General features: G+C 67.0%; 23 protein-coding genes and 4 pseudogenes. 17 read left to right on the top strand and 10 right to left on the bottom strand.

Features of this window, described 5'->3' with window-relative positions; genetic code table 11:
* Position 1 precedes the first annotated feature (1 nt).
* From ACWGKQ_RS01870 to ACWGKQ_RS01835, 8 genes are all read left to right on the top strand, one after another.
* Positions 2-847, top strand: a complete 846-nt coding sequence (locus tag ACWGKQ_RS01870; protein WP_453289883.1) for a helix-turn-helix domain-containing protein — start codon at positions 2-4, stop codon at positions 845-847.
* Between the two features lie 210 nt (positions 848-1,057).
* Positions 1,058-1,333 carry a hypothetical protein gene (locus ACWGKQ_RS01865; RefSeq protein ID WP_453289882.1) on the top strand — a complete coding sequence of 92 codons (276 nt, stop codon included), beginning with the start codon at positions 1,058-1,060 and terminating at the stop codon, positions 1,331-1,333.
* Positions 1,330-1,869 (top strand): NUDIX domain-containing protein, encoded by a 540-nt coding sequence (locus ACWGKQ_RS01860; protein ID WP_453289881.1) that lies wholly within the window; start codon positions 1,330-1,332, stop codon positions 1,867-1,869. Before ACWGKQ_RS01865 ends, ACWGKQ_RS01860 begins: the two co-directional genes overlap by 4 nt.
* Positions 1,870-2,051: 182 nt before the next feature.
* The gene (locus tag ACWGKQ_RS01855) at positions 2,052-2,195 is read left to right on the top strand and encodes a hypothetical protein (RefSeq protein WP_329260538.1); all 144 of its coding nucleotides are present in this window, start codon (positions 2,052-2,054) and stop codon (positions 2,193-2,195) included.
* Positions 2,196-2,255: 60 nt separating this feature from the next.
* On the top strand, positions 2,256-3,056 hold the full coding sequence (gene dapF, locus ACWGKQ_RS01850) for a diaminopimelate epimerase (RefSeq protein ID WP_453289880.1): 801 nt from the start codon (positions 2,256-2,258) through the stop codon (positions 3,054-3,056).
* A complete protein-coding gene (locus ACWGKQ_RS01845) occupies positions 3,053-4,144 on the top strand; it encodes a D-alanine--D-alanine ligase family protein (RefSeq protein WP_453289879.1) in 1,092 nt (363 codons plus the stop codon). Before dapF ends, ACWGKQ_RS01845 begins: the two co-directional genes overlap by 4 nt.
* A gap of 37 nt (positions 4,145-4,181) precedes the next feature.
* A complete protein-coding gene (locus ACWGKQ_RS01840) occupies positions 4,182-4,703 on the top strand; it encodes a C39 family peptidase (RefSeq protein WP_453289878.1) in 522 nt (173 codons plus the stop codon).
* A complete protein-coding gene (locus tag ACWGKQ_RS01835; protein WP_453289877.1) occupies positions 4,703-5,065 on the top strand; it encodes a glutamate ligase domain-containing protein in 363 nt (120 codons plus the stop codon). Before ACWGKQ_RS01840 ends, ACWGKQ_RS01835 begins: the two co-directional genes overlap by 1 nt.
* A 102-nt stretch (positions 5,066-5,167) precedes the next feature.
* Here the strand turns inward: ACWGKQ_RS01835 and ACWGKQ_RS01830 are convergent, their stop codons facing one another.
* The 4 genes from ACWGKQ_RS01830 to ACWGKQ_RS01815 form a co-directional block, all read right to left on the bottom strand.
* Complete coding sequence (locus tag ACWGKQ_RS01830) at positions 5,168-6,430, bottom strand: competence protein CoiA family protein (protein WP_453289876.1); 1,263 nt, start codon at positions 6,428-6,430, stop codon at positions 5,168-5,170.
* A 142-nt stretch (positions 6,431-6,572) separates the two neighbouring features.
* A complete protein-coding gene (locus tag ACWGKQ_RS01825; RefSeq protein WP_453289875.1) occupies positions 6,573-8,438 on the bottom strand; it encodes an ATP-dependent nuclease in 1,866 nt (621 codons plus the stop codon).
* A gap of 397 nt (positions 8,439-8,835) precedes the next feature.
* A complete protein-coding gene (locus ACWGKQ_RS01820; RefSeq protein WP_453289874.1) occupies positions 8,836-9,999 on the bottom strand; it encodes an XRE family transcriptional regulator in 1,164 nt (387 codons plus the stop codon).
* 7 nt (positions 10,000-10,006) lie between these two features.
* On the bottom strand, positions 10,007-10,813 hold the full coding sequence (locus tag ACWGKQ_RS01815) for a hypothetical protein (protein ID WP_453289873.1): 807 nt from the start codon (positions 10,811-10,813) through the stop codon (positions 10,007-10,009).
* 149 nt (positions 10,814-10,962) lie between these two features.
* Between ACWGKQ_RS01815 and ACWGKQ_RS01810 the strand changes: the two are divergent.
* Positions 10,963-11,373: pseudogene (locus ACWGKQ_RS01810) on the top strand (aquaporin family protein); the annotation flags it as partial.
* Positions 11,374-11,431: 58 nt separating this feature from the next.
* On the top strand, positions 11,432-12,739 hold the full coding sequence (locus ACWGKQ_RS01805) for a hypothetical protein (protein WP_453289872.1): 1,308 nt from the start codon (positions 11,432-11,434) through the stop codon (positions 12,737-12,739).
* Between the two features lie 300 nt (positions 12,740-13,039).
* Here ACWGKQ_RS01805 and ACWGKQ_RS01800 read toward each other — a convergent pair.
* Positions 13,040-13,186, bottom strand: a pseudogene (locus ACWGKQ_RS01800) (ArsR/SmtB family transcription factor); the annotation flags it as partial.
* A gap of 5 nt (positions 13,187-13,191) precedes the next feature.
* Here ACWGKQ_RS01800 and ACWGKQ_RS01795 point away from each other — a divergent pair.
* The 4 genes and pseudogenes from ACWGKQ_RS01795 to ACWGKQ_RS01780 form a co-directional block, all read left to right on the top strand.
* A pseudogene (locus ACWGKQ_RS01795) lies at positions 13,192-13,455 on the top strand (flavoprotein); the annotation flags it as partial.
* Positions 13,454-13,791, top strand: a pseudogene (locus ACWGKQ_RS01790) (hypothetical protein); the annotation flags it as partial. The pseudogenes ACWGKQ_RS01795 and ACWGKQ_RS01790, both read left to right, overlap by 2 nt.
* Positions 13,792-14,129: 338 nt before the next feature.
* On the top strand, positions 14,130-14,378 hold the full coding sequence (locus tag ACWGKQ_RS01785; RefSeq protein ID WP_453289871.1) for a hypothetical protein: 249 nt from the start codon (positions 14,130-14,132) through the stop codon (positions 14,376-14,378).
* Positions 14,379-14,709: 331 nt separating this feature from the next.
* Positions 14,710-15,621 carry an RNA polymerase sigma factor gene (locus ACWGKQ_RS01780; protein ID WP_453289870.1) on the top strand — a complete coding sequence of 304 codons (912 nt, stop codon included), beginning with the start codon at positions 14,710-14,712 and terminating at the stop codon, positions 15,619-15,621.
* A gap of 732 nt (positions 15,622-16,353) precedes the next feature.
* Here the strand turns inward: ACWGKQ_RS01780 and ACWGKQ_RS01775 are convergent.
* The 5 genes from ACWGKQ_RS01775 to ACWGKQ_RS01755 all read right to left on the bottom strand — a co-directional run bounded on the left by ACWGKQ_RS01775 (position 16,354) and on the right by ACWGKQ_RS01755 (position 19,526).
* Positions 16,354-16,764, bottom strand: coding sequence for a PIN domain-containing protein (locus tag ACWGKQ_RS01775; protein ID WP_453289869.1), 411 nt, complete (start codon positions 16,762-16,764; stop codon positions 16,354-16,356).
* Entirely contained in the window at positions 16,761-16,982 is a 222-nt protein-coding gene (locus ACWGKQ_RS01770) for a type II toxin-antitoxin system VapB family antitoxin (protein ID WP_453289868.1), read from the bottom strand. The genes ACWGKQ_RS01775 and ACWGKQ_RS01770 overlap by 4 nt, the downstream gene beginning before the upstream one ends.
* 108 nt (positions 16,983-17,090) lie before the next feature.
* Positions 17,091-17,354 (bottom strand): hypothetical protein, encoded by a 264-nt coding sequence (locus ACWGKQ_RS01765; protein ID WP_453289867.1) that lies wholly within the window; start codon positions 17,352-17,354, stop codon positions 17,091-17,093.
* 74 nt (positions 17,355-17,428) lie between these two features.
* Positions 17,429-18,475, bottom strand: a complete 1,047-nt coding sequence (locus ACWGKQ_RS01760) for a carbohydrate kinase family protein (RefSeq protein WP_453289866.1) — start codon at positions 18,473-18,475, stop codon at positions 17,429-17,431.
* Entirely contained in the window at positions 18,468-19,526 is a 1,059-nt protein-coding gene (locus ACWGKQ_RS01755) for a LacI family DNA-binding transcriptional regulator (protein ID WP_453289865.1), read from the bottom strand. Before ACWGKQ_RS01755 ends, ACWGKQ_RS01760 begins: the two co-directional genes overlap by 8 nt.
* A gap of 150 nt (positions 19,527-19,676) precedes the next feature.
* On the opposite strand from ACWGKQ_RS01755, the gene ACWGKQ_RS01750 reads away from it, so the two are divergent.
* The 3 genes from ACWGKQ_RS01750 (at position 19,677) to ACWGKQ_RS01740 (ending at position 22,725) form a co-directional block, all read left to right on the top strand.
* Positions 19,677-20,804, top strand: a complete 1,128-nt coding sequence (locus tag ACWGKQ_RS01750; RefSeq protein ID WP_453289864.1) for a substrate-binding domain-containing protein — start codon at positions 19,677-19,679, stop codon at positions 20,802-20,804.
* Between the two features lie 107 nt (positions 20,805-20,911).
* Positions 20,912-21,946 carry an ABC transporter permease gene (locus ACWGKQ_RS01745; protein ID WP_453289863.1) on the top strand — a complete coding sequence of 345 codons (1,035 nt, stop codon included), beginning with the start codon at positions 20,912-20,914 and terminating at the stop codon, positions 21,944-21,946.
* Positions 21,943-22,725, top strand: coding sequence for an ATP-binding cassette domain-containing protein (locus tag ACWGKQ_RS01740; protein ID WP_453289862.1), 783 nt, complete (start codon positions 21,943-21,945; stop codon positions 22,723-22,725). Before ACWGKQ_RS01745 ends, ACWGKQ_RS01740 begins: the two co-directional genes overlap by 4 nt.
* The last annotated feature ends 12 nt before the right edge of the window (positions 22,726-22,737 follow it).

The following is a 22,737-nucleotide window of genomic DNA, read 5'->3' as shown; positions in this document are numbered from 1 at the left end:
CATGACATCGCCATCTTCGAGCGTTCAGGAAGCCCGCAGGGCTCTGGGGAAACGCCTGAGCGAAATCCGGCTCGAAGCCGGGCTCACCAAACGCGCGTTGGCCAGCAGCCTCGGCTGGCACGAGTCGAAGTGTTCGCGCTTCGAGAGCGGCACACGCCCGCCCTCGGAGCGCGACCTGCGTGCGTGGGCCGCTGCGTGCGGCGCGGAGAGCGCGGCCGAGGATCTCGTCTCGACGGCCCGTGGCATCGAGGGCATGTACGTCGAGTGGCGCCGGATGGAGCGCACCGGCCTGAAGCAGGCGCAGGAGTCCGTCCTCCCTCTGTGGGAACGCACCCAGCGCTTTCGCTTCTATTCACCGTGGCTCATTCCCGGCCCGGTGCAGACGGCCTCGTACATCACCGCGCTCCTCACCTCAATTCGTGACCGCCGCGGCCTCATTGATGACGTTGCGGCAGCCGTCAAAGTGCGTGTGGAGAAGCAGCAGATCGTGTACGGCAACCACACGTTCGCGATCCTCCTGGAAGAGGGAGTGCTCCGAAAGCGCATAGGCGGGACGGAGGTGATGGCCGGCCAACTCGGCTATCTGCTCAGCGTTATGGCGCTGCCGTCGGTGAGCATCGGCATCATTCCTGAGGACGCCGACCGCTCCAGCCTCTGGCCCGTCGAGGGCTTCTTCCTGTACGACGACCACACGGTCCACGTCGAACTCGTCTCGGCCCATCTCGCCGTCACGCAGAAGCACGAACTTGCCATGTATGCCCAGACGTTCACGGAACTGGCCGAACTTGCCGTCTACGGCTCGGCGGCGCGCGAAATCATCACGGCGGCCATCGAATCCCTGGGGTGAATGCCGGGCAAGTTCCGGCACACTCGTAGAGCCCCTCCCGTCGCCCTTCTTAGCGTTACTGGCACGGCCAGAAACGCGCATTGAAGGGGCGAGACGGTGATCACTGTGGCAAGTAGCGGCAAGGCATCGAGAGCAACCGACAGCGCGGGAACGGAAGTTCTCCCCGTCGACGTCGAGACGATTTCGGAAAGCACCGAGGCAGCCCTCTCCATGCAGATGGCCACCTCCACCCGCAAGGACATGGACACTGCCCTGCCGGAGATCGTCGGACACCTCAACCTTCTGCTCGGTGAGGATCTGGGGGCGGACGAGGACGAGGACGTACGGGAGTTGTTCCGTACGGGGTACCGGCTGCTCGACCTGCAGAACCGTCCGACCGCGGAGACACCGTCGTTCGGCGCCTTCATCTACCTCCGGGATGCCGCCGACGCCACGCGAAGGCTCCTGTGGATCTACACACAACGTCATGGGCTCGGTGCCCCGTGAGTGTCCGGGAGGACCAGATCGTCCGGGAGCTGTCCCACTACATCCACGAGCACCCCGCCGAGACGATGTCGCTCATGCCCGTGTACGACGCTGCACGTGATCACGCGCAGCGCGGAGCCTGCCTCCACGACATGCGCTGTCCCCTGGTGATGACCGGAGCGGTCGTCGTGGACGAGCACCACCGTGTGCTGTCTCTACGGCACGGGGGTGGCTTCGCTCTCGCCGAAGCTCAACCTGAGCCCCAGGACGATTCGCTCAGCGGCGCGGCCTTGCGGCTCCTGGCCGAAGAGGTCGGCATCCGCGACGTGTGGACGGAGCCCGGTGGCGAGGGCCCCTTCCTCCTCGACGTGTCCAAGGCCAGGCCCGAATACGGCCCCCGCATCAGGGTCGGCTTCAGGTATCTCTTCCGGGCTCACTCGGGAGCTGTCCTCCCCACGATGATCGAGACCGGCACAGCTGCCTGGGTGCCCGTGGCCGATATCGGCATTACGTCGGTCCGCGACCGCCTGCGCGGTCATCTGGTCGGCGCCTCATGAGCCCCCGCAACCAGCAACTCGCCTACATGGCAAGTCTCTTGGCGCTCGGCGGTTCGATCCTCCTGGCCATCTGGAGAGGCTGAATGTACGAGCGCCGCACCACCGAACCAACCCCTGTGCCTCCTCCCCTCGGCACCATCCCCGGGTCCAGGCAGCCAAGCGATGTCCACGTAGGCGATTTCGTGTTCCTCGACGGGTTGTACCTGCGGGTCCGCGACATGAGGTCCGCCGGCACCGCGGGGCGCCGGGTTCTGATCTTCGACGGGCACTCCCCGTGGGTCATGAAGGAGTCGGCGACCACGTATCGGCCGGTCGAACTCCTCTGACCCGAAGCCCCATTCAGCCATCACGAGAACTGTCACCTCACGCCAGCGAGGAGCTTTGCCATGCGCTTCCGCAAGATCCACGGAGCGGGGAACGACTTCGTCCTGTTGTCCGACCCCGCGCCGGACGGTGAGAAGGACTGGCCGAAGGAGGCCGAGCGCCTCTGTGCCAGGCGAACCGGCGTAGGCGCGGACGGCCTTGTCATCAGCAGCCTGATCAGCATCAGTCCGGTCGTCCTCGCAGTCACCTGCTTCAACGCCGACGGCTCGATCGCGACGATGTGCGGCAACGCTCTGCGGTGTACCGCCTGGGCCGCGCACCACGACCACGGCTTCCGCGAGATGCGTCTGCGCATGGCGGGGGTGATGCACGAGGCGATCGTGAGCGACGACTCCGTGTGGGTCACCGCCGATGTCGGTGCGGTCCATCCCCGACGCGTGCAGACCGTCATCAACGGCAGGCTCACCTGGTTCGACAGCGCCCACACCGGCACCGAACACGTCGTCGCCCTCGTAGACGACGTCGACGGTATCGACGCGGTACTCGTCGGACGCCTCGTCCGCCACCACCCGGACCTGGCCCCGCTGGGGACGAACGTCAACTTCGTACAGGCCGCCGGCCGCCAGGCGCTAAAGATCCGCACCTACGAGCGCGGCGTCGAGGCGGAAACCCTCTCATGCGGAAGCGGAGCCGTCGCGGCCGTGGTCATCGCCACCCTGCGCGGACTCGTGTCGCCGCACGCCGTCACCGTCCACAACCGTGCCGGGGAGCCGCTCACGGTCCGGCCACATCCCGACCGGCCGAAGCGGACTCACTGGGTCGGCGGTCCGGTCACCCACACCTTCGAAGGGGTCCTCGCATGACTCAGTTCCTCACCTCCAGCTCGGACCTCGCGGTGCGCGAGGCCACCCAGAACCTTCGCGACTGGCAGCGCGACCGCGAGGGGCTCGGTGTCGCCCTCGTCTACGGGCCGGTGTCAGCCGAGGACCGGCTCTACCACTCGAAGTGCCCTGTGGACCAGCGCTCCGTGACCGCCCTGTCCGAGGCCCTCGACGACATCGGCGCCCGCTGGAAAGTGCTGAACCCGTGCGAGCCGGACTTCATCACGGAGTTGGCCGGCTACGACGTCGCCCTCTCGAACCTGCACGGGCCGTACGGGGAGGACGGGAGGCTCCAGGGCCTGCTCGACTACCTGCGCGTGCCGTACTGCGGCAGCGGAGTCGCGGCGTCCGCGGTGGCCGCCGACAAGATCCTGTGCAAGCGGGTGATGCTGAGCCTCGGCGTCCCCACGCCGGGGTGGTGGGTGTGGTCCGGCGGATCAACGCAGTGGAACGGACGCGCCGCGATGGTCAAACCACCGTTCGGCGGCTCCAGCGTGGGCATGAGCCTGGTGCGCGAACAGGCTGATCTTCCCCGGGCGTTGGCCGACGCTGCCGGCGAAGAAGGCGATGCCGTACTGGTCGAGGACTACCTGACCGGCGTACCGCTGACCGTCGGGCTCCTCGAACTCCCTGAAGGCGCGGTCGTGGTGTTCCCACCACTGGCCACCGAGGCGACCGAGGCGGAGTTCTACGACGCCGACACCAAGCTCGACGTGGATTCCAAGGGCACCGTAGCCGTACGGGCCGCCGAGTTGTTGCCCGCGGTGCTGGCCAAGGTCACCGAGCACGCCACGACGCTGTGGGACGGGCTCGGGCTACACGGTTCGGCGCGCGTCGACTTCATCCTCACCGAGGACGACCAGCCGTACGTGCTGGAGGTCAACAGCACGCCGGGCATGTCCCGCGACAGCAACTTCGTGGTGGGCGCCGCGATGGTCGGACTCACGCACACGGACGTCGTAGTGGCCATGCTGCACGAGGCGTTGACCCGACCGCCCTACGATGTCCCCCTGCCCACTCCCGCGTTCTCCAGCACCACGCTGACCCGGGAGGCTGCCGTCTCACCGTAGGAGCCCGCCCGCTGTGTCGCGCGTCCACGATGTCCCCATGTGCCGACAGCTCATCGACCCCACGGAATGGGATCTGCACGGAGGCTGGGCACTCGGGGACAGAGTGGAATGGTCCAACCGCGCGTGCGGCCTGGCGTCGCTGAGGATGATCCTGCTCGCCTACGGGCGCGAGGCACCCACGGTCACGGAACTGCTGAAACTCGCGGTCAAGCAAGAGGTCCTGACCCCGCGTGGAGCACTACATGCAGGGATCGCGAGTCTGGCCACCGACCTCGGCGTCCCATCGGCCGCAGAGCCCGTACCGGTCGAAGACCTGCTCGGCCACCTCGATGACGCACCCGTCATCGTGTCCGTCACCGAGCAGCTCCCCAACGACGGCCGTTCCGGAGGCCACCTCGTCATCCTCCGCGGTTACGAGAACGGCTCCGACCCGACGATCTTCATCCGGGACCCGTCGGCCTGGGGCCAGACGCACGATCAAGTCCCCCTGAGTCGCCTGTCCCTTTCCTACGCCGGCCGCGCGATCACCTTCGCGCCCCTGAACAACGGAGAGTCCTGATGACCGAGGCAGACGGCGACACAACCGAGGCCGCAGGCGGCCGAAGGATCGCCGTACTCGGAGAAATGCTGGAGCTCGGCGACGAAGCCGTCGAAGCTCACCGTGCGGTCGGGCGCATGGCCGCCGAGAACGGCGTCGATCTCATCGTGGCGGTCGGCGACACACTCGCGAAGCAACTCGCCCTCGCGGCGGGCGCGGCGGGTGTCCCGGACATCGCGATGGTCGGTGACAACGGCACCGCCGCGGCCTACCTGGCCTCCATCCTCCGCCCCGGCGACGTCGTTCTCGTAAAGGCGTCCCGCGGCGGCCAGCTATGGCAGATCGCCCAAGCACTCACCGGGCAGCCGGTCACCGGCCTGTGAGCCGCCTCGGACCCGCTGGCTCGCCACGGCAAGGTCGGGACGAGAACGCCCAATTCAAGGTCTCCAAGGTCCACCACACAGGACAGCACGAAGGCTCCTCAGCTAACGGCCGTTGAGTTCGGCGCGGCACACCGCGCAGTACATGGCCGCGTAGCGTCCGTGCCGACGCATCAGCTGACCGCATCCTGCGCACAGTCCCAGCTCCCAGGGCGGGCATCCCAGCGCGGCCGAGGCGGCAACCCGCTCGACGGACGTGATCAGCGTCGGCTTCACAGACCGCTGTAGCGGCATCCGTGGCAGGGTGTAGCCGCCGGTGGGCTGACCCAGATCGCGGATGGGCCGGGCGTCGCTGACGAACCATCTCTCTTCACCGGCGCGGCAGGTTCGGTCGATCTCCTGCTCGGTGAAGGTGATCTGATCGTCCTCCTCCTGCTCCGGCGCGACGGGAAGCGGCGCCTTCTCCCCGGCCAGCTCCCGCCATAACTCGCAGTCGTCTGCTGGCACCCACATGTGCCGACCGGCCCGGCCGCTGCCCCGATTGGGCACGTACACGGGGACGCTCTCCCCTGTCGCGCTGGAGAGAACGAGATCCTCGATTTGGACCGGCTTCTTCTCCGGATGGCACAGGGCAGGCAGGAACCACTCGGCATGAATCCCGTCGCAGTGGCCGGCTCCATCGGTCAGGGAGCAGTGACGATCACTGCTGGGCACGCACTTCCAGACCTGGAGGTAGTGGTATCCACCGCGGATCACCATCTCCTTGCCGTCGGTAATGTCCTTCCACGGCATGTCGTCCACACGGGCCCACGGCGCCCGGTCGATCAGCGAGGCCGTACGATCCTTCGCCACCCACAGAGGCGTGATCTCGTGCTGCACAGCGTTGACGGACCGGCGATGGACACTGCTGGGACTGATGTGGTGGTACTGAATCTCCCAGCCGATACGGATACCCCCGGGACCGGTGACGAGGGCATCAGAGACGGTCCGCCGATTCGCCGTGGAGACTTCGGCTTCTGCATCGAGACCGAAGCGCGAGGCCGTATCGACGACCCGTTCCTTCGTAGCCTTGTGCTGTGCGCTCTCTGCGGGGGTCGCCTTGTGCGTGATCGGCAGGTGTGACGCCACGAGCGGCCGGCGACCCCCAACACGGCCTCGGCGGATGAACATCCACGGAGACTTTCCGCCGGACTCTGACAGGCACTCGCGCCCGTCATGGTGCGCAAGACATTCGAGCAGCTGCGAGTCGCGGTCGGCGACGCTTGCGGTTATCTCTCGAAGCAGATCCGGGCGATCCGCGTGACCGAGGTCGGGCAGGGACAGATTGATCTCTATGCCGTATCCGGTGTGCCACACCCCATTTGCCATCTCAACACCATAAGGAGCACCACTGACAGTCGGGTAGATCGCCTGGGGCGCGAACAAGGGTGCAGGCGACCTCGCTGAGCAGCAAGGCCACTTGGAAAGAGTGCGAGGCCGTGAACGGAGACTGCCGTCTGCCGTAAGGCGGCTAACCGACCAGCGCCATCACGTTCTCCAGCAAGGAGTACAGGAGTTTCGGCTCTCCCCCGGCGGTACGAGCGGCCTCGGCGTACGTCGGAGCGTGCTTGCAGTCGGCCAGGTAACCATCCCCCTGCTTCGCCAACTCCTTGCGACGCTCAGTCCACGCCGGCCAGTGCTCAGCGAGATACGCCTCCAAGTCATCCTCGAACACCGTATGAGTCGCCTCGCATGCGGTGGCCGGCCGAGAGTTCGCCGAAGCGCCCAAGTAGCCAAGAATGTTCATGTTCTTCTCGCCTGCCGCACGAACAGCCTCAGCCTTCCCAGCCAATGACTTTGCCCCTGCGTCGCCATCGAAGACGACGTAGCACTTGACACCGAACCCACTCAGGATGGCGTGGGCGAGGATGAGGTTGTCTTTGCCTTCTACGTTGATCACGCTGATGCCGCTCGCACCAAAACTCATGCCCTGCTGCTCGGCGAAACCGAGGATGACCGCCTCGTCCGCCTCTCCTTCGACGAGCACAGCAGCCGCGACGAAAAGGCCCTCTGCCAGATCCTTCACGTATCGCGTAGTCGCATGACGACGGATGGACTTATCCGACACGCGGTCGATGAGAGACTGAATCAGATCCCGTTCGGAGAGCTGTCGCACCGTGACATCGGGGTGTTCCCCACTGCTCACCCTGACGAGCCGACGGATCTGTTCGTAGTTGCGCGGATCGATGAACACAGGGCTGTGCGTCGCGTACATCACCTGAGTTCGGTCCTCTGCCGAGGCGACGAGACCACGCAGGACCTTGGCGAAGACCCTTGTCTGCGCGGGGTGCTGAAAAAGCTCCGGCTCTTCAATCGCCAGACACAGCGACCGGGTTCCGTCCTCAGGCCGACGAGTTTCCGCAAGGTACTTCAACGCGGCAATGATCAGCGCTCGCTGGAAGCCGTGCCCCTGGCGACGCACCGAAGTCATGGCCGCGCCATCCCTGATGCTGACCGCAAAGGTTGTCTTGGCTGGCTTCGGGGTCTGCGCCACAGGCTTCACGATGATGTGCCGCCCCGTGCTGAATTTGGCGACCTCGTCGGACAGCGAACCCGACAACCTCTTCAGCATCGGCCCGTAAATCTCCTCGTGCACCTTCTCGCGAGCCGTCTGCGCGTCGTCGTCGATCGAGGTGAACCGAGCGTCAGCCTCAGAACGGTCCACCGCGTGCTCAAGGATCCGGCCTACCGCCGTAGCCTTGCCATCGTCCGCCTCCTCGTATGCGCGCAGGTCGGCGGAGATGAACACGAAGTCGATCAGCTTGGCCAGCAGCCCTTGGCCGGCGAACCCGAAGAACTGCGTGCCCTCGACGTCCGTTTCGGCGAGCCGTTCGCGATTCTTCGACTCCCAGACGCGCATGGCGGCCTCGGCATCGTCCCAGCCCTTTGCAGCAGGCAGATCCAGCCCAGGGTCGCTCTCCCGCAGCACCTTGTACGCGTTGTGCTTCTCGCGTTTCCCTTCATGCTGCCGGATTTCGTCGAACGGCGGGTACGCCAGCGCCTTCCCGGTGATCCGATCGTCCCCGTCCTCCCACGTACGCCAGATACGCACCGTTTCAATCCCGTCGGGCGCGTAGTAGCCCAACGCAGCGCGGTCGGAAGCCGTCAGCCCGTCGAACTCCACCTCCACACGGATCCGCTTGCCAACAGCCGCCGAGTGCACGTCCTCTGCCCCGAGCCCTCCGCCCTTGTCTCCGTTGAAGAACCAGTCAAGGGCGCGCAGCACGGTGGACTTGCCAACGCCCGTGGGGCCGATAAGGGAAGTGATGGCATCGAACGAGACGTCCAGCGTGCGCAGGCAGCAGAAGTTCTCGATACTTACGCGCTTGATCTTCACAGGCGTCCTGGGATGCAAAGGTATGGGGCTGCTAAGCCCACAGGGACAACTGTGACGCTAGCGCCAGACGTGACGTGTAGTCAGTTTCTTTTCATAATTGGATACATGAGACATCCGCTACAGGTCTCGTATCGGGACGGGAGTTCGTACAGATGTGCGGTCAGCGGTCGCGTCTGGATACGCCCCGCCAACCGCGAGACCGAAACCGGCACGCATCGGGGTGTGCCGTCGGCGGTACCAACCGCAGTAGCGCGACATCAAAGTAAGGCTTAGTACCGAGGCGCCCGCGCCATCGCCCCCGCGTGGTCCAGCCGGGCTGCCAGTCACATCATCGGGCTCCAGTACGCGGGCTGCGTACGTGTGATGCGTAAGAGGGTCCCCCGATCGAGGATCACCATCAGTTGGGGAACAGCGTCAGCACTTCAGGGGTGGCCGACTTCTCGCTCTCCTCGGACGCATCAAGCGCAAGGCGCGGCCTCGTCATGGTCGCCGTCGCGTAGACCTCGTTCGCAAGCTCGAAAGGCAGACCCGAGCGGGAGACGAGATCATCAAATGAGACCCCTGTCTCCTCACAGAGGCGGACCGCCTTTTCCAACAGCAGGGGGGCTTCACGAGGTCCGAGGTCACAAGGCTCCGGATCGCCGTGTTGAGAGAGCATCATCATGGCGCGCTTGTACGTCGTGTCCCGGAAGGCACCGAGAGCATGGGCACGGTAGACGAGAGCCTTGAGGGAAGTCCCCCACCGTCGCTTCAGCCCGTAGAGCGCCTCCCAGTCGAGCCTCTGCGGCAACTCCGCAAGGATCTCGGCGCTGGGCATCAAGAACTCGGCGGCGAAGTCATGCGCCTGGTTTTCAACAATGCGGCTGCCGGGCTCGGCGTCAAGGTGCATGACCAAGTGCCCAGCCTCGTGAGCGGCGTCGAATCGCGACCGAGCCTTGTCGTTCTTGGAAGGGTTCCGGAAGATCAACGGCCTACTCCCGTACCAATGCGAGAAGGCGTCCACCCGTTTGGACATAGCCGGTAGCTCCAGGACCACAGCACCATGGGCTTCGAGCAGTCGGGTCACATGGGGGATCGGGCCGCTAGGCACTCCCATGGCATCACGGGCATCGCGGGCCACAGCCGCGATGTCCGCCCTACTCGGCTCGGCTGGCAGGGACAGGCGCGGGAGTGCCGCAGAGGGAAGCTCCACGTAGTGCTCGACGGTCGTAACCAGCCGCCAGACGATCTTGCCGAACGCAACCGCCTGATCCCGCTGCAGCTGCGTTGTCGCCCTGAGACTTCGGAAGTGGGCGGCACTGGGCACCGTTGGATGCGGGTGCCCTGTAGTAAAGAACGTGGCGGGCACCCCCAAGACCATGGCCAGCTGCGCAACGACCGTGGCCGAAGGCCGACTCTGGCCCAGCTCGTACTGACTGACCGCTGCCGGCGTGAGATCCACCTTCCCTGCAAGCTCGTTCTTGCGCAGCCCTCGAAGCTGTCGGGCCGTAGTCAGAGCTTCGGGTTCGAAGGAGCGGGAGGCGAGCTCAGCGCCTCTCGATCCTCGCGGCGGTGTCGGCATAGATTTCTCAGTCTGTGTTCTCGCGCTCGTCGCGCGTCTCTTCGGTGCGCCGACGAAGCGGCAGGTCGTTCTCTTCGAGATCGGTATGGTCAGGTGCCTTCGGTGCCTTCCCTACAGCGGGCCGATCCTCGCGGGAATCCGTTTCAGACGGCAGCAGACCATCTCGATCCGAAACTCCCTCTGGGGGTAGCCCACCCAGGCCGACGAGCGCGTCCTCGGTCGACCGCGGAGCCGGGAGGCTCACCTGGAGATCATTGTGGATCTCAACGGTGCCATCAAGCCAGGGCGAACCGCCTTCTCGGTTGTCTCGCGGAAGCCCCACTTCGATGACGCAGTTTCCCGTCTCCGGGTCACCCGTGTGCATGATCCGAACATGCCCCTGCCGAACGGCCTCAGCAAAGCTCTCGGCCCAGTCCGGGTCCTGGTCGAAGGCCAACTGATCCTCCGGCGCGCTGTTCAGGACGGCGCCTCTCAGTCGAGCGGCGCTACCGTCCCAACTGAGCTGTTCGAGCTTGTCCCGCACCTTGTCAGGGGCCGTCAGCGGGAACTTGTAGATCCTCACGACCCATGGTCCGGAAGTGACTTCGATGGCCCCGCCGGCGACCCTTCGGACTGGAATCCCTGCTTGGTTGAGCTTCTGGAAGGAGAGGTTGGCGATGTTCCGCCAGACCAGCTGAGCGAAGGTGCCGTTGTCGTCCCCATGCGACGGGTCATGACGGTCGGCATTGGTCGCGTACACATCGCGCGCGACATCCCGGATGATCTCCAGCGCCCGCCGGAGATCACTCACTGCCTGCTGCAGAGTGATTTCCACGGATCGGACGATACCAGGAAGCCTCTAATCACGCGTGGAAATCAAGTAGATGCGCTCCCTGTCGATTCATACCTCAAGAGGCTGAGGACACCCGCGCGCCAGGCTGCCGCTCGCCACACCTACGACAGTCGGCACACCAGGCGGACGTAGTCCGCGCGCAGATCGTCGGAGCGATCGCGGGCGCGATCTTGGCTGACGCGATGTTCGCCGAGCCGCTGGTGAAGTGGTCCACACACGACCGTTCGGACGGGCACCTGTTGCTGGGCGAGGTGGTCGCGACGGCGGGCCTGATCCTGCTGATCTTCGGCCTGGCACGCGTCGGCCGCCTGCAGTACGCCCCCGTGACCGTCGCCTCCTGCATCGGCGCCACGTACTGGTTCACCTCGTCGACGTCCTTCGCCAACCCGGCGGTGACCATCGGCCGCACCTTCACCGACACCTTCGCGGGCATCGCGCCGGGCTCGGTCCTGGGGTTCATCGGCATGCAACTCGTCGGCGCCGTGGTCGGGCTGGCGCTGGTGGCGCTCATCTCCATGTCGGGCCGGAAAGCCGCCGAGTGACACGTACTACGAGAAAAGGGCAGGCGTCGGCTGCCGCGCGTTGCGTCTAATAGAGGGCGTGACTGATCAGGCTTCTCCCGCGTTGTGGCGGTTCATCCAGGACGACGACCCCGACGCGTTCACGCTCATCGTGGAAACCGCGAACGGGCAGTACGTGCGGCGCATACGTCCAGCACTGCCCCTGCCCTCCGGCGTGGAACACGGCCCAGGCGCCGAGGTGGCGGCGCACACCGCTGCCGCCACCTGGGGACTGTCCGACTTCGTCTTCCAGTCGGCCTACGCGAGCAAGGGCTCTGGGCGACGCGAGCTCGGCGACCGGCTGCTGCTCGCCGGCGGACGAGGAGCGGTGATCCAGGTCAAGGCGCGCACGATCCGGCCCAAGGACGCGGACAGCGAGGTGGCCTGGATCCAGAAGGTGGCGACCAAGGCCGTGCGCCAGGCCAAGGGCACCGTACGCCAGTTGCGGTTGCTGCCCGCCAACATGGCCAACGGCCGTGATCGCACGCTGTCCGTCGACGGCAACACCTACGAGTGGATCGGGGTGTTCCTGCTGGACCACGAGCACGTACCCGAGGGCACGATCTGCCCGCTGGAGCCGATCGGCATCCCCATGATCGCCCTGACCCGGCGGGACTGGGACTTCCTCTTCGACCAGCTGCGCTCCACCACCGCCGTCCTGGACTACCTCTTCCGCGCCGCCGGCGAACCTCCCGTAGCCCTGGGCGAAGAGCCCGTGCGGTACTACGAGTTCGCCGCGGCCGACGCCGCTGCACCTCCCGGCCCCCTCAACCCTGCGGTCGCCGCACTCGGCGGAACTTCCTACTCCACCCCGCTGCTCCCGCAGGCCCCGGTGGGGTCGGACCACGCGCACCGGGTCATGCGCATCATCATGGAGGATGTCGCCGCCAGCGCCATCCGAACGCAGATCAGCGAGCCCAACAGGCAGCTCCTCCTCTCCGACCTGGACAAGCTGCCGGTCGGATCGCGCGCCGAGTGGGGACAACTGCTGTTGGACATGCTGGCCGACGTGCGCGAGGTGCCAGACGGCGAGACCAAGTGGCGCTGGCGCCGCTCCATCGACCCGTCCGGCACCCGCCAGCTCATCTTCGGATGCACCGCGCGCTTCGGCCCCGAGGTGGAAGCCGCCTTCCAGTCGTACGTACTGCTGCGCCATCACCAGCTCCACCAGCAGACCGGCCTGGCCGAGCAAAGCTCCACCCTCGGTGTGCTGCTCACGCCGCGCCCCGATGGCAACAAGCCCTGGGACACCACCCTGGTGCGCACCGAGGGCGACAACAACCTGAGTTCCGAAGAGGTGGAGCGGTACACGCAGCTCTGGAACCCCCAGCCTGCCGAAGCCGCCTGAGCACGGTCTCCGGCGTTCAGTTGATGGTGGGACTGCGGCGCTCGATGGGCACGGCGTCCCGTCACCGGCCGTGATGCCGACGCAGGCGTTCGCGGTGCCGATGCCGCGGAAGCGCCACGCTGGTGCAGCGCGACGGTGGCGGTGTCCTCGGGGAAGATCCAGGAGCGAATGGTCCGGACGCCGGTAGCCTCGGTGGAGTCGATCAACGCCTTGCGGAGCGCGGAGACCAGTCCGCGCTCCGCGAACGTCGAGGGGGGCGACGTACCGCGACGGTGCGCCCCTCTCGGCTGCCGGTCGCCTTCAGGCCGAAGTCGGCGCAATGGTCAGCAGTTTACCCATCGCGGCCAGGACGGACGGCTCGACGCGGTAGTAGATCCAGGTGCCGCGCCGCTCGGAGGTGAGCAACCCGGCCTCCTTGAGCTTCTTCAGATGGTGGGAGACGGTCGGCCCCAGTGAACGCGCTCACCACCGACCAGCTGCCCGTAGTGGTCATCGGCGCCGGCCCCATCGGCCTCGCCGCCGCCCACCTCGTCGAGCGCGGCATCGAACCCCTGTTCCTGGAAACCGGCCCGGCCGCCGGGAGCGCCGTACGCGAGTGGTCGCACGTCCGTCTGTTCTCCACCTAGGTCGAGGTCACCCACCCGGTCACCGAGAAGCTCCTCGCCCCGACCGGCTGGGTGCGCCCCGACGCCTCCACCTACCGTATTCGCGCTGATCTCCGGCCCCTTCCCCCTAGTCGTCGGCATCGCCTTCTTGGCCGGCATGGTGCGCGGCAACCTCACCCTGCTCCAGGCCACCGCGGTCACCGACCGATGGGTACGACCCGCTACGGGCGCCTGTCAGGGCTGTTGGCTGCTCCGGCGACCATCGCGTCTGCCCTGGCGCCGTTCGCGGGAGCCGCCCTGACCGGACCGCTCGGCCGCTATCCCGGACTGTTCCCGCGCTGGCGTTGGCCTATGGGGCGGCGGCTCCCTTTGCGGTCGGCAGGGCCCGAGGCGTTGGCCCCAATTGGAGCCGTGCGCTCGAAGTACAAGGCTCTCAGGGCAAGTTGAAGAAATGGGCTGGGCGGCGCACTGTGCCACACTCCCGGTCTCCCGTGCGGCCGAACAATAGAACTGGCCCTTGACGTCCAGTAACTGCCCTAGATTCCAAGCAATCTCAGGTCGTGTCTTGCGGCACGTCCTGTCCGCGCCCTGGGCGGCCCGGCTTCGCGCTGGGGTGCCAGGAAGAACAGACGTCTGCAGGGGCAGTGGCCGGCACCACGCCCTGTCGGGCCCTGTTGACCCCGCCGGGGTCACCCCATTCGAAGAGCCAGCAGTACCCACCGTGGGAGCCGTAGCTCCCGAACTGAATTCTTGTGCCGGCGGGATGCCGGTTCGACCATCCAGAAATGGTCGAACTGCTCCCGCAGGGAGAGGTTCGACCACTCAGCAGAGAGGCCAGAACCTTGGGCGACAGTTTGACGATCGCCGTCCTGACGATCTCCAGCGTGATCACCTTGATCCTCTTTGTCGTCAAGGGAATCCTCGACCAGCTCCCCGGAGTCTTCAGATCCTGGCGCCGAGTCATCGAAGCGATGCACGGCAACGCAGGGCGTCGCGAAGGGGAGACAGATCCTCAGAGCGGTCAGGGCGACTGACACGGCTGTGGATCAGCTCGCCACAGTGACCGCTCGAAAATTCTCCGGCCGTGTCATGAGAATCTCCTCCTCGCACCTCTTCAGAGATGTACCGCCACCGCCCCGACGAACCAAGGGGATTGGAGGCAACCGAATCGGAGGAGGTGTCCCGTGGAAGTTGCGGGCGCAGTGTTGTCCATCGCCGTCATCCTGGCTCCCAGTCTGAAGGGGTGGGTTGACAGCGTCTCCTACCGCAACCGGGCGCAGGCCAGGGCGGCTCTGATCCAGGCGCGGCGGGGCCCAGAGAACGACGGTGGCAGCGGAGAGAAGGAGAGGAAGCGGGGGGAGGGCCTTGTCTGACTATCCCAATGACGTGGCGGCTGAAACTCTGGGCGCCCTGTATCGGAATCACCGCGGCGAGATGGAAGGGCTCGCTCGTCGGCTGCTGGACGCGGAGCGGATTCCGGAGTCCGTACTGTCTGCCGAGGATGTGGTGCAGGCCGCATTCACCAAAGCGCTGCGCACTGCTGAGCAGATCCGCGAACCCCGCGCGTATCTCTTCACGATCATCCGTAACGATGTGCGGGCAGCAAGCCAGCAGAACCGGCGACGAGCAGTCCTAGCCACCACGCCTGCCCAGCAGACACGACCGACAGACGTGCACGTGGCGGACTTCAGCGACTTGGTCGCCAATCGGATGGCCGTGCACAAAGCCTTGTACGACCTGCCTCCACAACAACGCACCGCGGTGTGGGCGACCAAAGCCCTGGAGTACACGCAGGCCGAGACGGCCGAGGCGATGCAGAAGAAGCCGGGGACCGTCGCCAGGCATGTCGTACGCGCAGTAGCCGCTCTCCGTGCCCACCTGGTGGCACTGGCGGTGGTGGGCATCATGGCTCTGTCTGTCGCGGGAAGCCGCCTCCTCCGGACAACGCAGCCCGCAGGAAGCCCACCCGATGTCCTACTACCTCATCTACCGTCGGCCTCAACCTGGCTCTACGTGGCCACAGGCTGCCTTCTCGTATTCGCCCTCGGCACCTTGGCGTTCCGAGCCTGGACACGTCGCAGGATTGCAATCCAAGAGGGTGGCGCCTTCGCACCACGCCCCCTCATGGAACGGTTCCGTGAATCGTTCACGTTGCCATTCACAAGGCCCGTTCGGCGACGCCCCCCGCCAAGAACGCATCTGTCCGAGGAAGAGCTTGAGGACGAGGAAGTCCCCGACGGCTACACCCGGACCCGCCTGCCCAGGCATGGCTTCTAGACACTGACCTGTTCTCCGGGTTCCCACGATCCGGTCGGCGCCTCAGGCTCAGGCTCGGAGGAAAACGGACCGCCCGCAAGGACGACGAGGACATCGACACCGTGAACCTGCCAGGCGGTGTCGATGTCTCGCTGCAGGACACCTGCGACGGCAAGATGTGCACCCGCAACTGCATGGACCATCGGTCGACAATGCGCCAGAGACTGAGCAGAGTGGAGGAGCGCCAAGGTCGGGGGTCGTTCCATCCGTAGCACGCCGTGCCCAGCGCGTGCCCATAAGGACGGAGAACCACGGTCAACAGCGGTGCAATCGAACCTGAAGGGCCACCCGACGACAGGGCATCTTCGCTGGTCAGAGCCATGTGTCTCTCCAAGCGCCGTCGCTTCCCAAGCTGAGAGCGCGAGTTCGATTCTCGTCCCCCGCTCCATCTGAAGCCCGAGGTCAGCGGCCTGGGGCTGGTGTACTGGCGGGGATCTTTCCGCAGGATCCGGCCTCTTGGCGCATCGAAGACGGGGCACGTGGAGGGCACGAGTTCTCGGCGGCCATGGCAGGCTCACCGTCCCTGACACCGGACGGTTCCCCTGACCTGTGGTTTCGCTGTATCAACCGCATCGGTCACGCCTGTGGGCTCTCAGCCCGTCTGTCCCCTCGGAGAGACGGATGGCGTTTGCGGGCGCCGCAGCACTATGGGTTGCCCAACTCCTGCCCAGCAGACAGGACTTCGACATCCCCTCAGGCGATGTCGTGGATGTTGTGCTCGGTCAGGTCGGATGCGTGCCGGGCGACGGCACGGTAGTCGGCATCGTCGTGGAGGACAGCCAAGCCATGGTGAGCCGCGGTAGCAGCGATGACGAGGTCGACCGCTGAGGCGCTGCGATGCTCCCCGGCCCGGGCCATGCGGTGCTGCACCGCACCGATCCAGCGCCCCGCGTTCTTCGGCACCGACGCATCTGGGTAGAGGTCAGTGAACATCTCCATGATCTCGTCGTACTCGCGCCCGTTCCGCGCGCTGTGAAGAAACTCGGCGCGTTGCACGTAGCAGGATGCGATGGCACCGGCATCGATCGCGTCGTGCCAGGCCGATTGCAGCTTGGGATCGCGGAGCAGCCGGACCAGGCCGGAGGTGTCGAGCAGGTAGATCACCGGTTGTGCTTCTCCGCCCGCTGCAGGCGCTCGGCGTCCTCGACGGCACCCCACTCACGCGCGCGCTCGAAGTGACGGCTGATCCGAGCCGCACGCTCCTGCTGCTCGGCGTAGAAGTGCAGCGCGAGATTGACCGCCTCTTTCTTGGTCCTGACCTTGGCCAGGGCCATGGCGCGTTCCAGGGCATCGTCATCGATGTCGATCTGGGTCACAGACATACCGCACCTCCCACGCAATGCAATGTTGGTAATGTACATAGAAGAATACGTCACCAACATTTGAACGTCCACGTCCGAGGTGGCGGATCCCGGCGACGGCACTCCAGATCAGTCTGTGGTGCCCGTGCCCAGCGTGCCCTCAGGATCTGCCGGTAGGCGGGCTGGGCGATGGCGGCGTCGGTCGCGGCGTCTCGATCCGGCTTCGGTGTAGCCCAGGGGCAGTGCGGTGGAGCGGGTGATCTCCAGTCGGGACAGTTCGTCCTCGACGGCGGCCAGTTGCTCGCTGAGCCTGGCGATCTGGGTTCGCCGGTCGTCGGCGGCGACCGCACCAGCCTCCCGCTCGGCGACCATCTGGAACGGAGAGGTCGTCACAGCGTGCTCTGTCAGGCGTCGCGCCAGGTCTAGGCGGCGGTGTCGGTCAGGCGACGGGAGATGATGCCGAAACCTCACATAACACCCTCTGGGCCGGCCGGGTCGGTGCCGTCGGGGAAGGAAAGGTCCGTCTCCGCAAGGGGTGCGTGGGCGGGAAGGTGCGGCCGCGGGCGGGCGGTGGGCGGATCGGCGCCCAGGCGCTCGCAGGTGAGCGCCGAGACCAGGACCGCGTCGTCGACGGCGGCCGCCAGCACGGCCGCGGTGGCGGTCGCGACGGTCTCCGGTGTGTGCAGTCCGCGGCGGAGCAGGGCACCGAGCAGCCCGGAGGTGAAGGCGTCGCCCGCGCCGACGGTGTCGACCACCGCGGCCTTCCGGCCGGGACGGCTCACGCTTTCCGCACTCGTGTGGAAGGCGTGCGCGCCGTCGGGGCCGTCGGTGATGACGACGAGGAGCGCGCCCAGTTCCAGCCAGCGGGCGGCGACCCGCTCGACCGGGGTGTCCGGGTAGAGCCACTCGACGTCCTCGCGGCTCGCCTTGACGATGTGGGCGACGCCGACGCTGCGTTCGACGGCCCGCCTGCCGCGCTCCGGGTCGCCCAGCAGGACGGGACGGACGTTGGGGTCGTAGCTGATCAGTGCCGTACCACTGGCGCGCAGCCGTTGAACGGTGGCATGGATGTGGTCACCGGCCGGTGGTGTCCAGGAGGCGACCGAGCCGAAGTGCAGTACGGCGGTCTCCGGGGGGACGTGGGCGGCCTCCACCTGCGTCCACTGCCAGTCCGCGGTGCCCTCCAGGTAGAAGTCGTAACTCGCCTGCCCCTCCGCGTCCATGGAGACGACGGCCAGCGTGGTGGGTTCGGTCGCCGCCGGGGCGTACGTCAGGTCGATGCCCTCGGCGGTGGCGTGGGCACGCAGGATCCGGCCGAAGGCGTTGTCGGCCAGCCGTGCCATGAGGGCGCAGCGGTGTCCCAGCCGGGCCAGGCCGACGGCGACGTTGAACGGGCTGCCGCCGGGCCGGGCGCGGTAGTCGCCGGGCGCGTCGAGCTGGACCAGATCGATGAGGGCTTCGCCGATCACGGTCACGGCCGGGAGCCGTCCCGTTGCCTGGTTCGGTTCAGTCATGGCGGGGGCCTCCGGCCGGGACCTCGCCGGAGCCCCGCTGGATCAGCCGGGTCGGCACGGTGACGGTGCGGGTGGGGGCCGGGTCGCCGTCCAGTCTGCGGAAGAGCATCTCGGCGGCCGTCCTGCCCATCTGCTCGACGTCCTGGGCGATGACGGAGATCCCGGGGCTGAGGATGTCGGCGAGGGGGAAGTCGTCGAAGCCGAGATGGGCGACGGTGTCCTGCAGGCCGAGGGTTCGCAGCGCGCGAACGGCCCCTATGGTGACGAAGTTCTGGCTGGTGAACAGCGCCGTGGGTGGGTTCGGCAGGGACAGGAGCTGCTCGGTGGCGGCGATGGCCGCCTGCTCACTGGACCCTGTGTGCCGGACTATCCCGTCGTCGTACTCGATGTGCGCGACTTCCAGGGCGTGCCGGTAACCGTCGAACCGCTGGGCGGCGGTGGGGATGGACGCCCGGTCGCCGAGGTAGGCGATGCGGCGGTGGCCGGCCTTCAGCAGGTGGTTGACGGCGGTGACGGCGCCCTGCCGGTTGTCGGAGACGACGGCGTCCGCGGCGAGCAGGCCGGCCTCGCGGTCGACGAAGACCATGCAGGTGCCGGTGTGCTGCTCGCTGATCAGGTAGCTCTGGTCGCGTCCCGCCGGGACGATCACGAGCCCGTCGACCCGCCGGTCGATGAGCGCCCTGGCCAACTCCCGTTCGCGGGCCGGATCCTCGTCGAGGCTGCCGACGAGGACCAGCACGCCTCGTTCCCGCGCCACGTTCTCGACGGTGCGGGTCAACGCGGCGGAGAAGGGGTTGGCCGCGTCCTCGACGAGCATGCCGATGGTGGCCGTACGACCGTCCCCGCGGCGCAGGCTGCTGGCGGTCAGGTTGGGTCGGTAGCCCAGTTTGTCGGCGGCCTCGCGGACCCTGGCCACGATCGCCGGATCGACGGTGGGGACGCCGTTGACCACGCGCGAGACCGTCTTGATGGCCACGCCGGCCAGCGCCGCCACCTCACGCATGGTGGGGCGGCTGCGGGTCGATCGGGGCGGCGACTCGCCCTGAGTCATCGTTGTCTCCAACCGGGTACGCGTTACCTACTCGTTGCGGGCGCATGTCTATCAGCCCCTTGACGCCCTCGTCCATACGGGCCCAGTATCCCGTCCAGTCAACGTTGTCTCAGCGTCGGCCAAGGGACGGGCTCCGAAAGGGATCACGCTATGACCATCTCAATCAGCCAGGTGTCGGGCCGCCGCCGTCGGCGTACCCGGGTGGCGGCGATCGGCGTCACCGTGTGCCTCGGCGCCACGCTGGCAGCCTGCGGCTCCTCCGACAAAAGCTCCTCTTCCTCCGCCTCGGGCGGCAGCGGCAAGGTGGGGGTCTCGCTGATCCTGAAGACGCTCACCAACCCGTACTTCGTGAGCATGGAGAAGGACGCCAAGACGCAGGCCGCCAAGGACAACGTGGGCCTCACGGTGGCGGCGGGCAACACCGACGGCGACACCCAGACCCAGATCACCGCCATCGACAACGCCATCGCGCGCGGCGACAAGGGCATCCTGATCACCACCAACGGCGACGCGGTGAACACCGCGCTGGGTCGCGCCAAGGCGGCCGGGCTGTTCGTGATCGCCCTGGACACCGCGCCCAACCCGGCGAGCGTCGCGGACATCACCTACGCCACCGACAACGAGCAGGCGGGCAAGCTGGACGGCCAGTACGCCGCCGCCGCCCTGAACGGCAAGCCCGCGGTCATCGCCATGCTCGACCTGTTCAACAACCAGGTCGTCTCCGTCGACATCAACCGCGACCACGGCTTCCTGGAGGGCATGGGCATAGACCCGGGCAGCAAGACCGAGAACGGCAAGGAAGCCAAGTCCGGCAAGTACACCGGCGGCAAGGGCGGCACGTACACCGTCGCCTGCCACCAGCCCACCCAGGGCGCCATCGACGGCGGCCGCACCGCGATGGAGAACTGTCTGTCGGCGAACCCGGACATCAACGTCGTCTACGCGATCAACGAGCCCGCGGGCGAGGGCGCGTACAACGCGCTGAAGGCGGCCGGCAAGGAGAAGAGCGTCGCGATCTACGCGATCGACGGCAGCTGCGCCGGCCTGAAGAACGTGACCAGCGGTGAGTTCGCCGCCGACGCGGTGCAGTACCCGGGCAAGATGGCGGCCCTCGGCGTCAGCTCGATCGCCAAGCTGGCCCGCGGCGGCAGCAAGCCCAGCGTGACCAACGGCAAGTCGTTCTACGACACCGGCACCGCGCTGGCGGCCGCGAAGTCCCTGGACGGCCTGACCGTGCAGTCCCCGTCGCAGGCCGCCTCCGCCTGCTGGGGCAGCTGACACCCCCTGAGCTCGGTGCGACGCCGGACCCGGCACGGCGCCGGCGTCGCACCCGCTCCGCCCGAGCCCATGAGCCCGTACCAGGGAAGAAACCGGAAGGACCCCCTGTGACCACTCACGTGGACAGTCAAGCCACACCGGCACCGGCGGAGGAGTTCCTCAACCGGCCCGCCACTCCCGCCCAGCGCATCCACTCGGTACTGCACCGTCAGCCGGCCCTCAGCCCGGCCATCGTCCTGGTGCTCGCTGCCGTCGTGTTCTCCCTGGTGAACGAGCGCTTCTACGCGTTGCAGAACCTCTCGCTGGTCGTCCAGCAGGTGGCCGTCATCGGTTCGCTCGCCGTCGGGCAGACGGTCATCATCCTCACCGCCGGCATCGACCTGTCGATCGGCGCGGTCATGGTGCTCTCCTCGCTGCTGATGTCGAAGCTCGTCGCGGACAACCACTGGCCCGGGGTGTTCGCCCTGCTGGCCGGGGCGGTCGTCGCGATAGCCGCCCAGGCCGTCAACGGGTTCCTGGTGACCAAGGTCAAGCTGCCGCCCTTCATCGTCACCCTCGGCACCCTCAGCGTCTTCACGGCGATCACCCTGATCTACGCCAAGGGCCAGACCATCGCCCTGCAACCGGGCAACATCCTCATGTGGAGCGGCGAGACCGTCTCCCTCGGGCAGTTGAACCTGACCAACGGCGTCCTGCTCATGATCGCCCTGTACGCGGTGGTCGGCTACGCCCTGCGCTACACCGCCTGGGGACGCCACCTGTACGCGGTCGGCGACGACATCGAAGCCGCCCGCCTCGCCGGCATCTCCGTCAACCGCGTGCTGCTCAGCGCCTACATGCTGGCCGGGTTCACCATCGCGGTGGGCGCCTGGGTCCTCATCGGAAGGGTCGGCGGCGGCGACCCCAACAGCGGCCTCAACGCCAACCTGCAGTCCATCACCGCCGTCGTCATCGGCGGCACCAGCCTGTTCGGCGGCCGCGGCGTGGTCTTCGGCTCACTGATCGGCGCGCTGATCGTCCAGGTCTTCGTCAACGGCCTCGCGCTGGCCGGCATCGACCCCAACTACCAAGTCCTCGCAGTCGGCGTCCTGGTGATCGCGGCTGTCTCCGTCGACCAGTGGATCCGGAGTGTGAAGTCGTGACGACCGCCACCGCCCCCGTTCTCGAAGCCAAGGGCCTGGTCAAGGTCTTCGGCCGGGTCGTCGGCCTGAACGACGTCGACCTCACCCTCAACCCCGGCGAGGTCCTCGCCGTCATCGGTGACAACGGCGCCGGCAAGTCCACCCTGATCAAGTGCCTTTCCGGGGCCCTCGTCCCGGACCGGGGCAGCATCCTCGTCGACGGCAAAGAGGTGAACTTCAAGCGCCCGCAGGACGCCCGCGACGCCGGCATCGAGACGGTCTACCAGACCCTCGCCGTGGCCCCTGCCCTGGACATCGCCAGCAACCTCTTCCTCGCCCGCGAGATCCGCCGCAAGGGCATCCTCGGGTCGGTGTTCCGGATGCTCGACACCGGCGAGATGAAGAGGCAGGCCGCCGACCACATGAAGCGGCTCGGCATCGGCACGCTGCAGAACATCAGCCAGGCGGTGGAGACGCTCTCCGGAGGCCAGCGGCAGTCCGTGGCGGTCGCCCGGACGGCGGCGTTCGGCGGCCGCGTGGTGATCCTCGACGAACCCACCGCCGCCCTCGGCGTCCGCGAGACCGGACAGGTCCTCAAGCTCATCCGCGACCTGCGCGACCAGGGCCTGGGCATCATCCTGATCAGCCACAACATGCCCAACGTCTTCGAGGTCGCCGACCGCATCCACATCCAGCGGCTCGGCGGCCGTGCGGGCGTCATCACCCCGCAGTCGCACTCCATGGAGGACGCGGTGGCCATCATGACGGGCGCGAAGAAGCTCGCCCCCGAAGCGAGCTGAAGGGAACGCCAG

It is taken from the genome of Streptomyces sp. NPDC054770 (assembly GCF_053611985.1).
The sequence above is the reverse complement of the archived record's forward strand: the minus strand, read 5'-3'. Positions and strand labels throughout refer to the sequence as shown.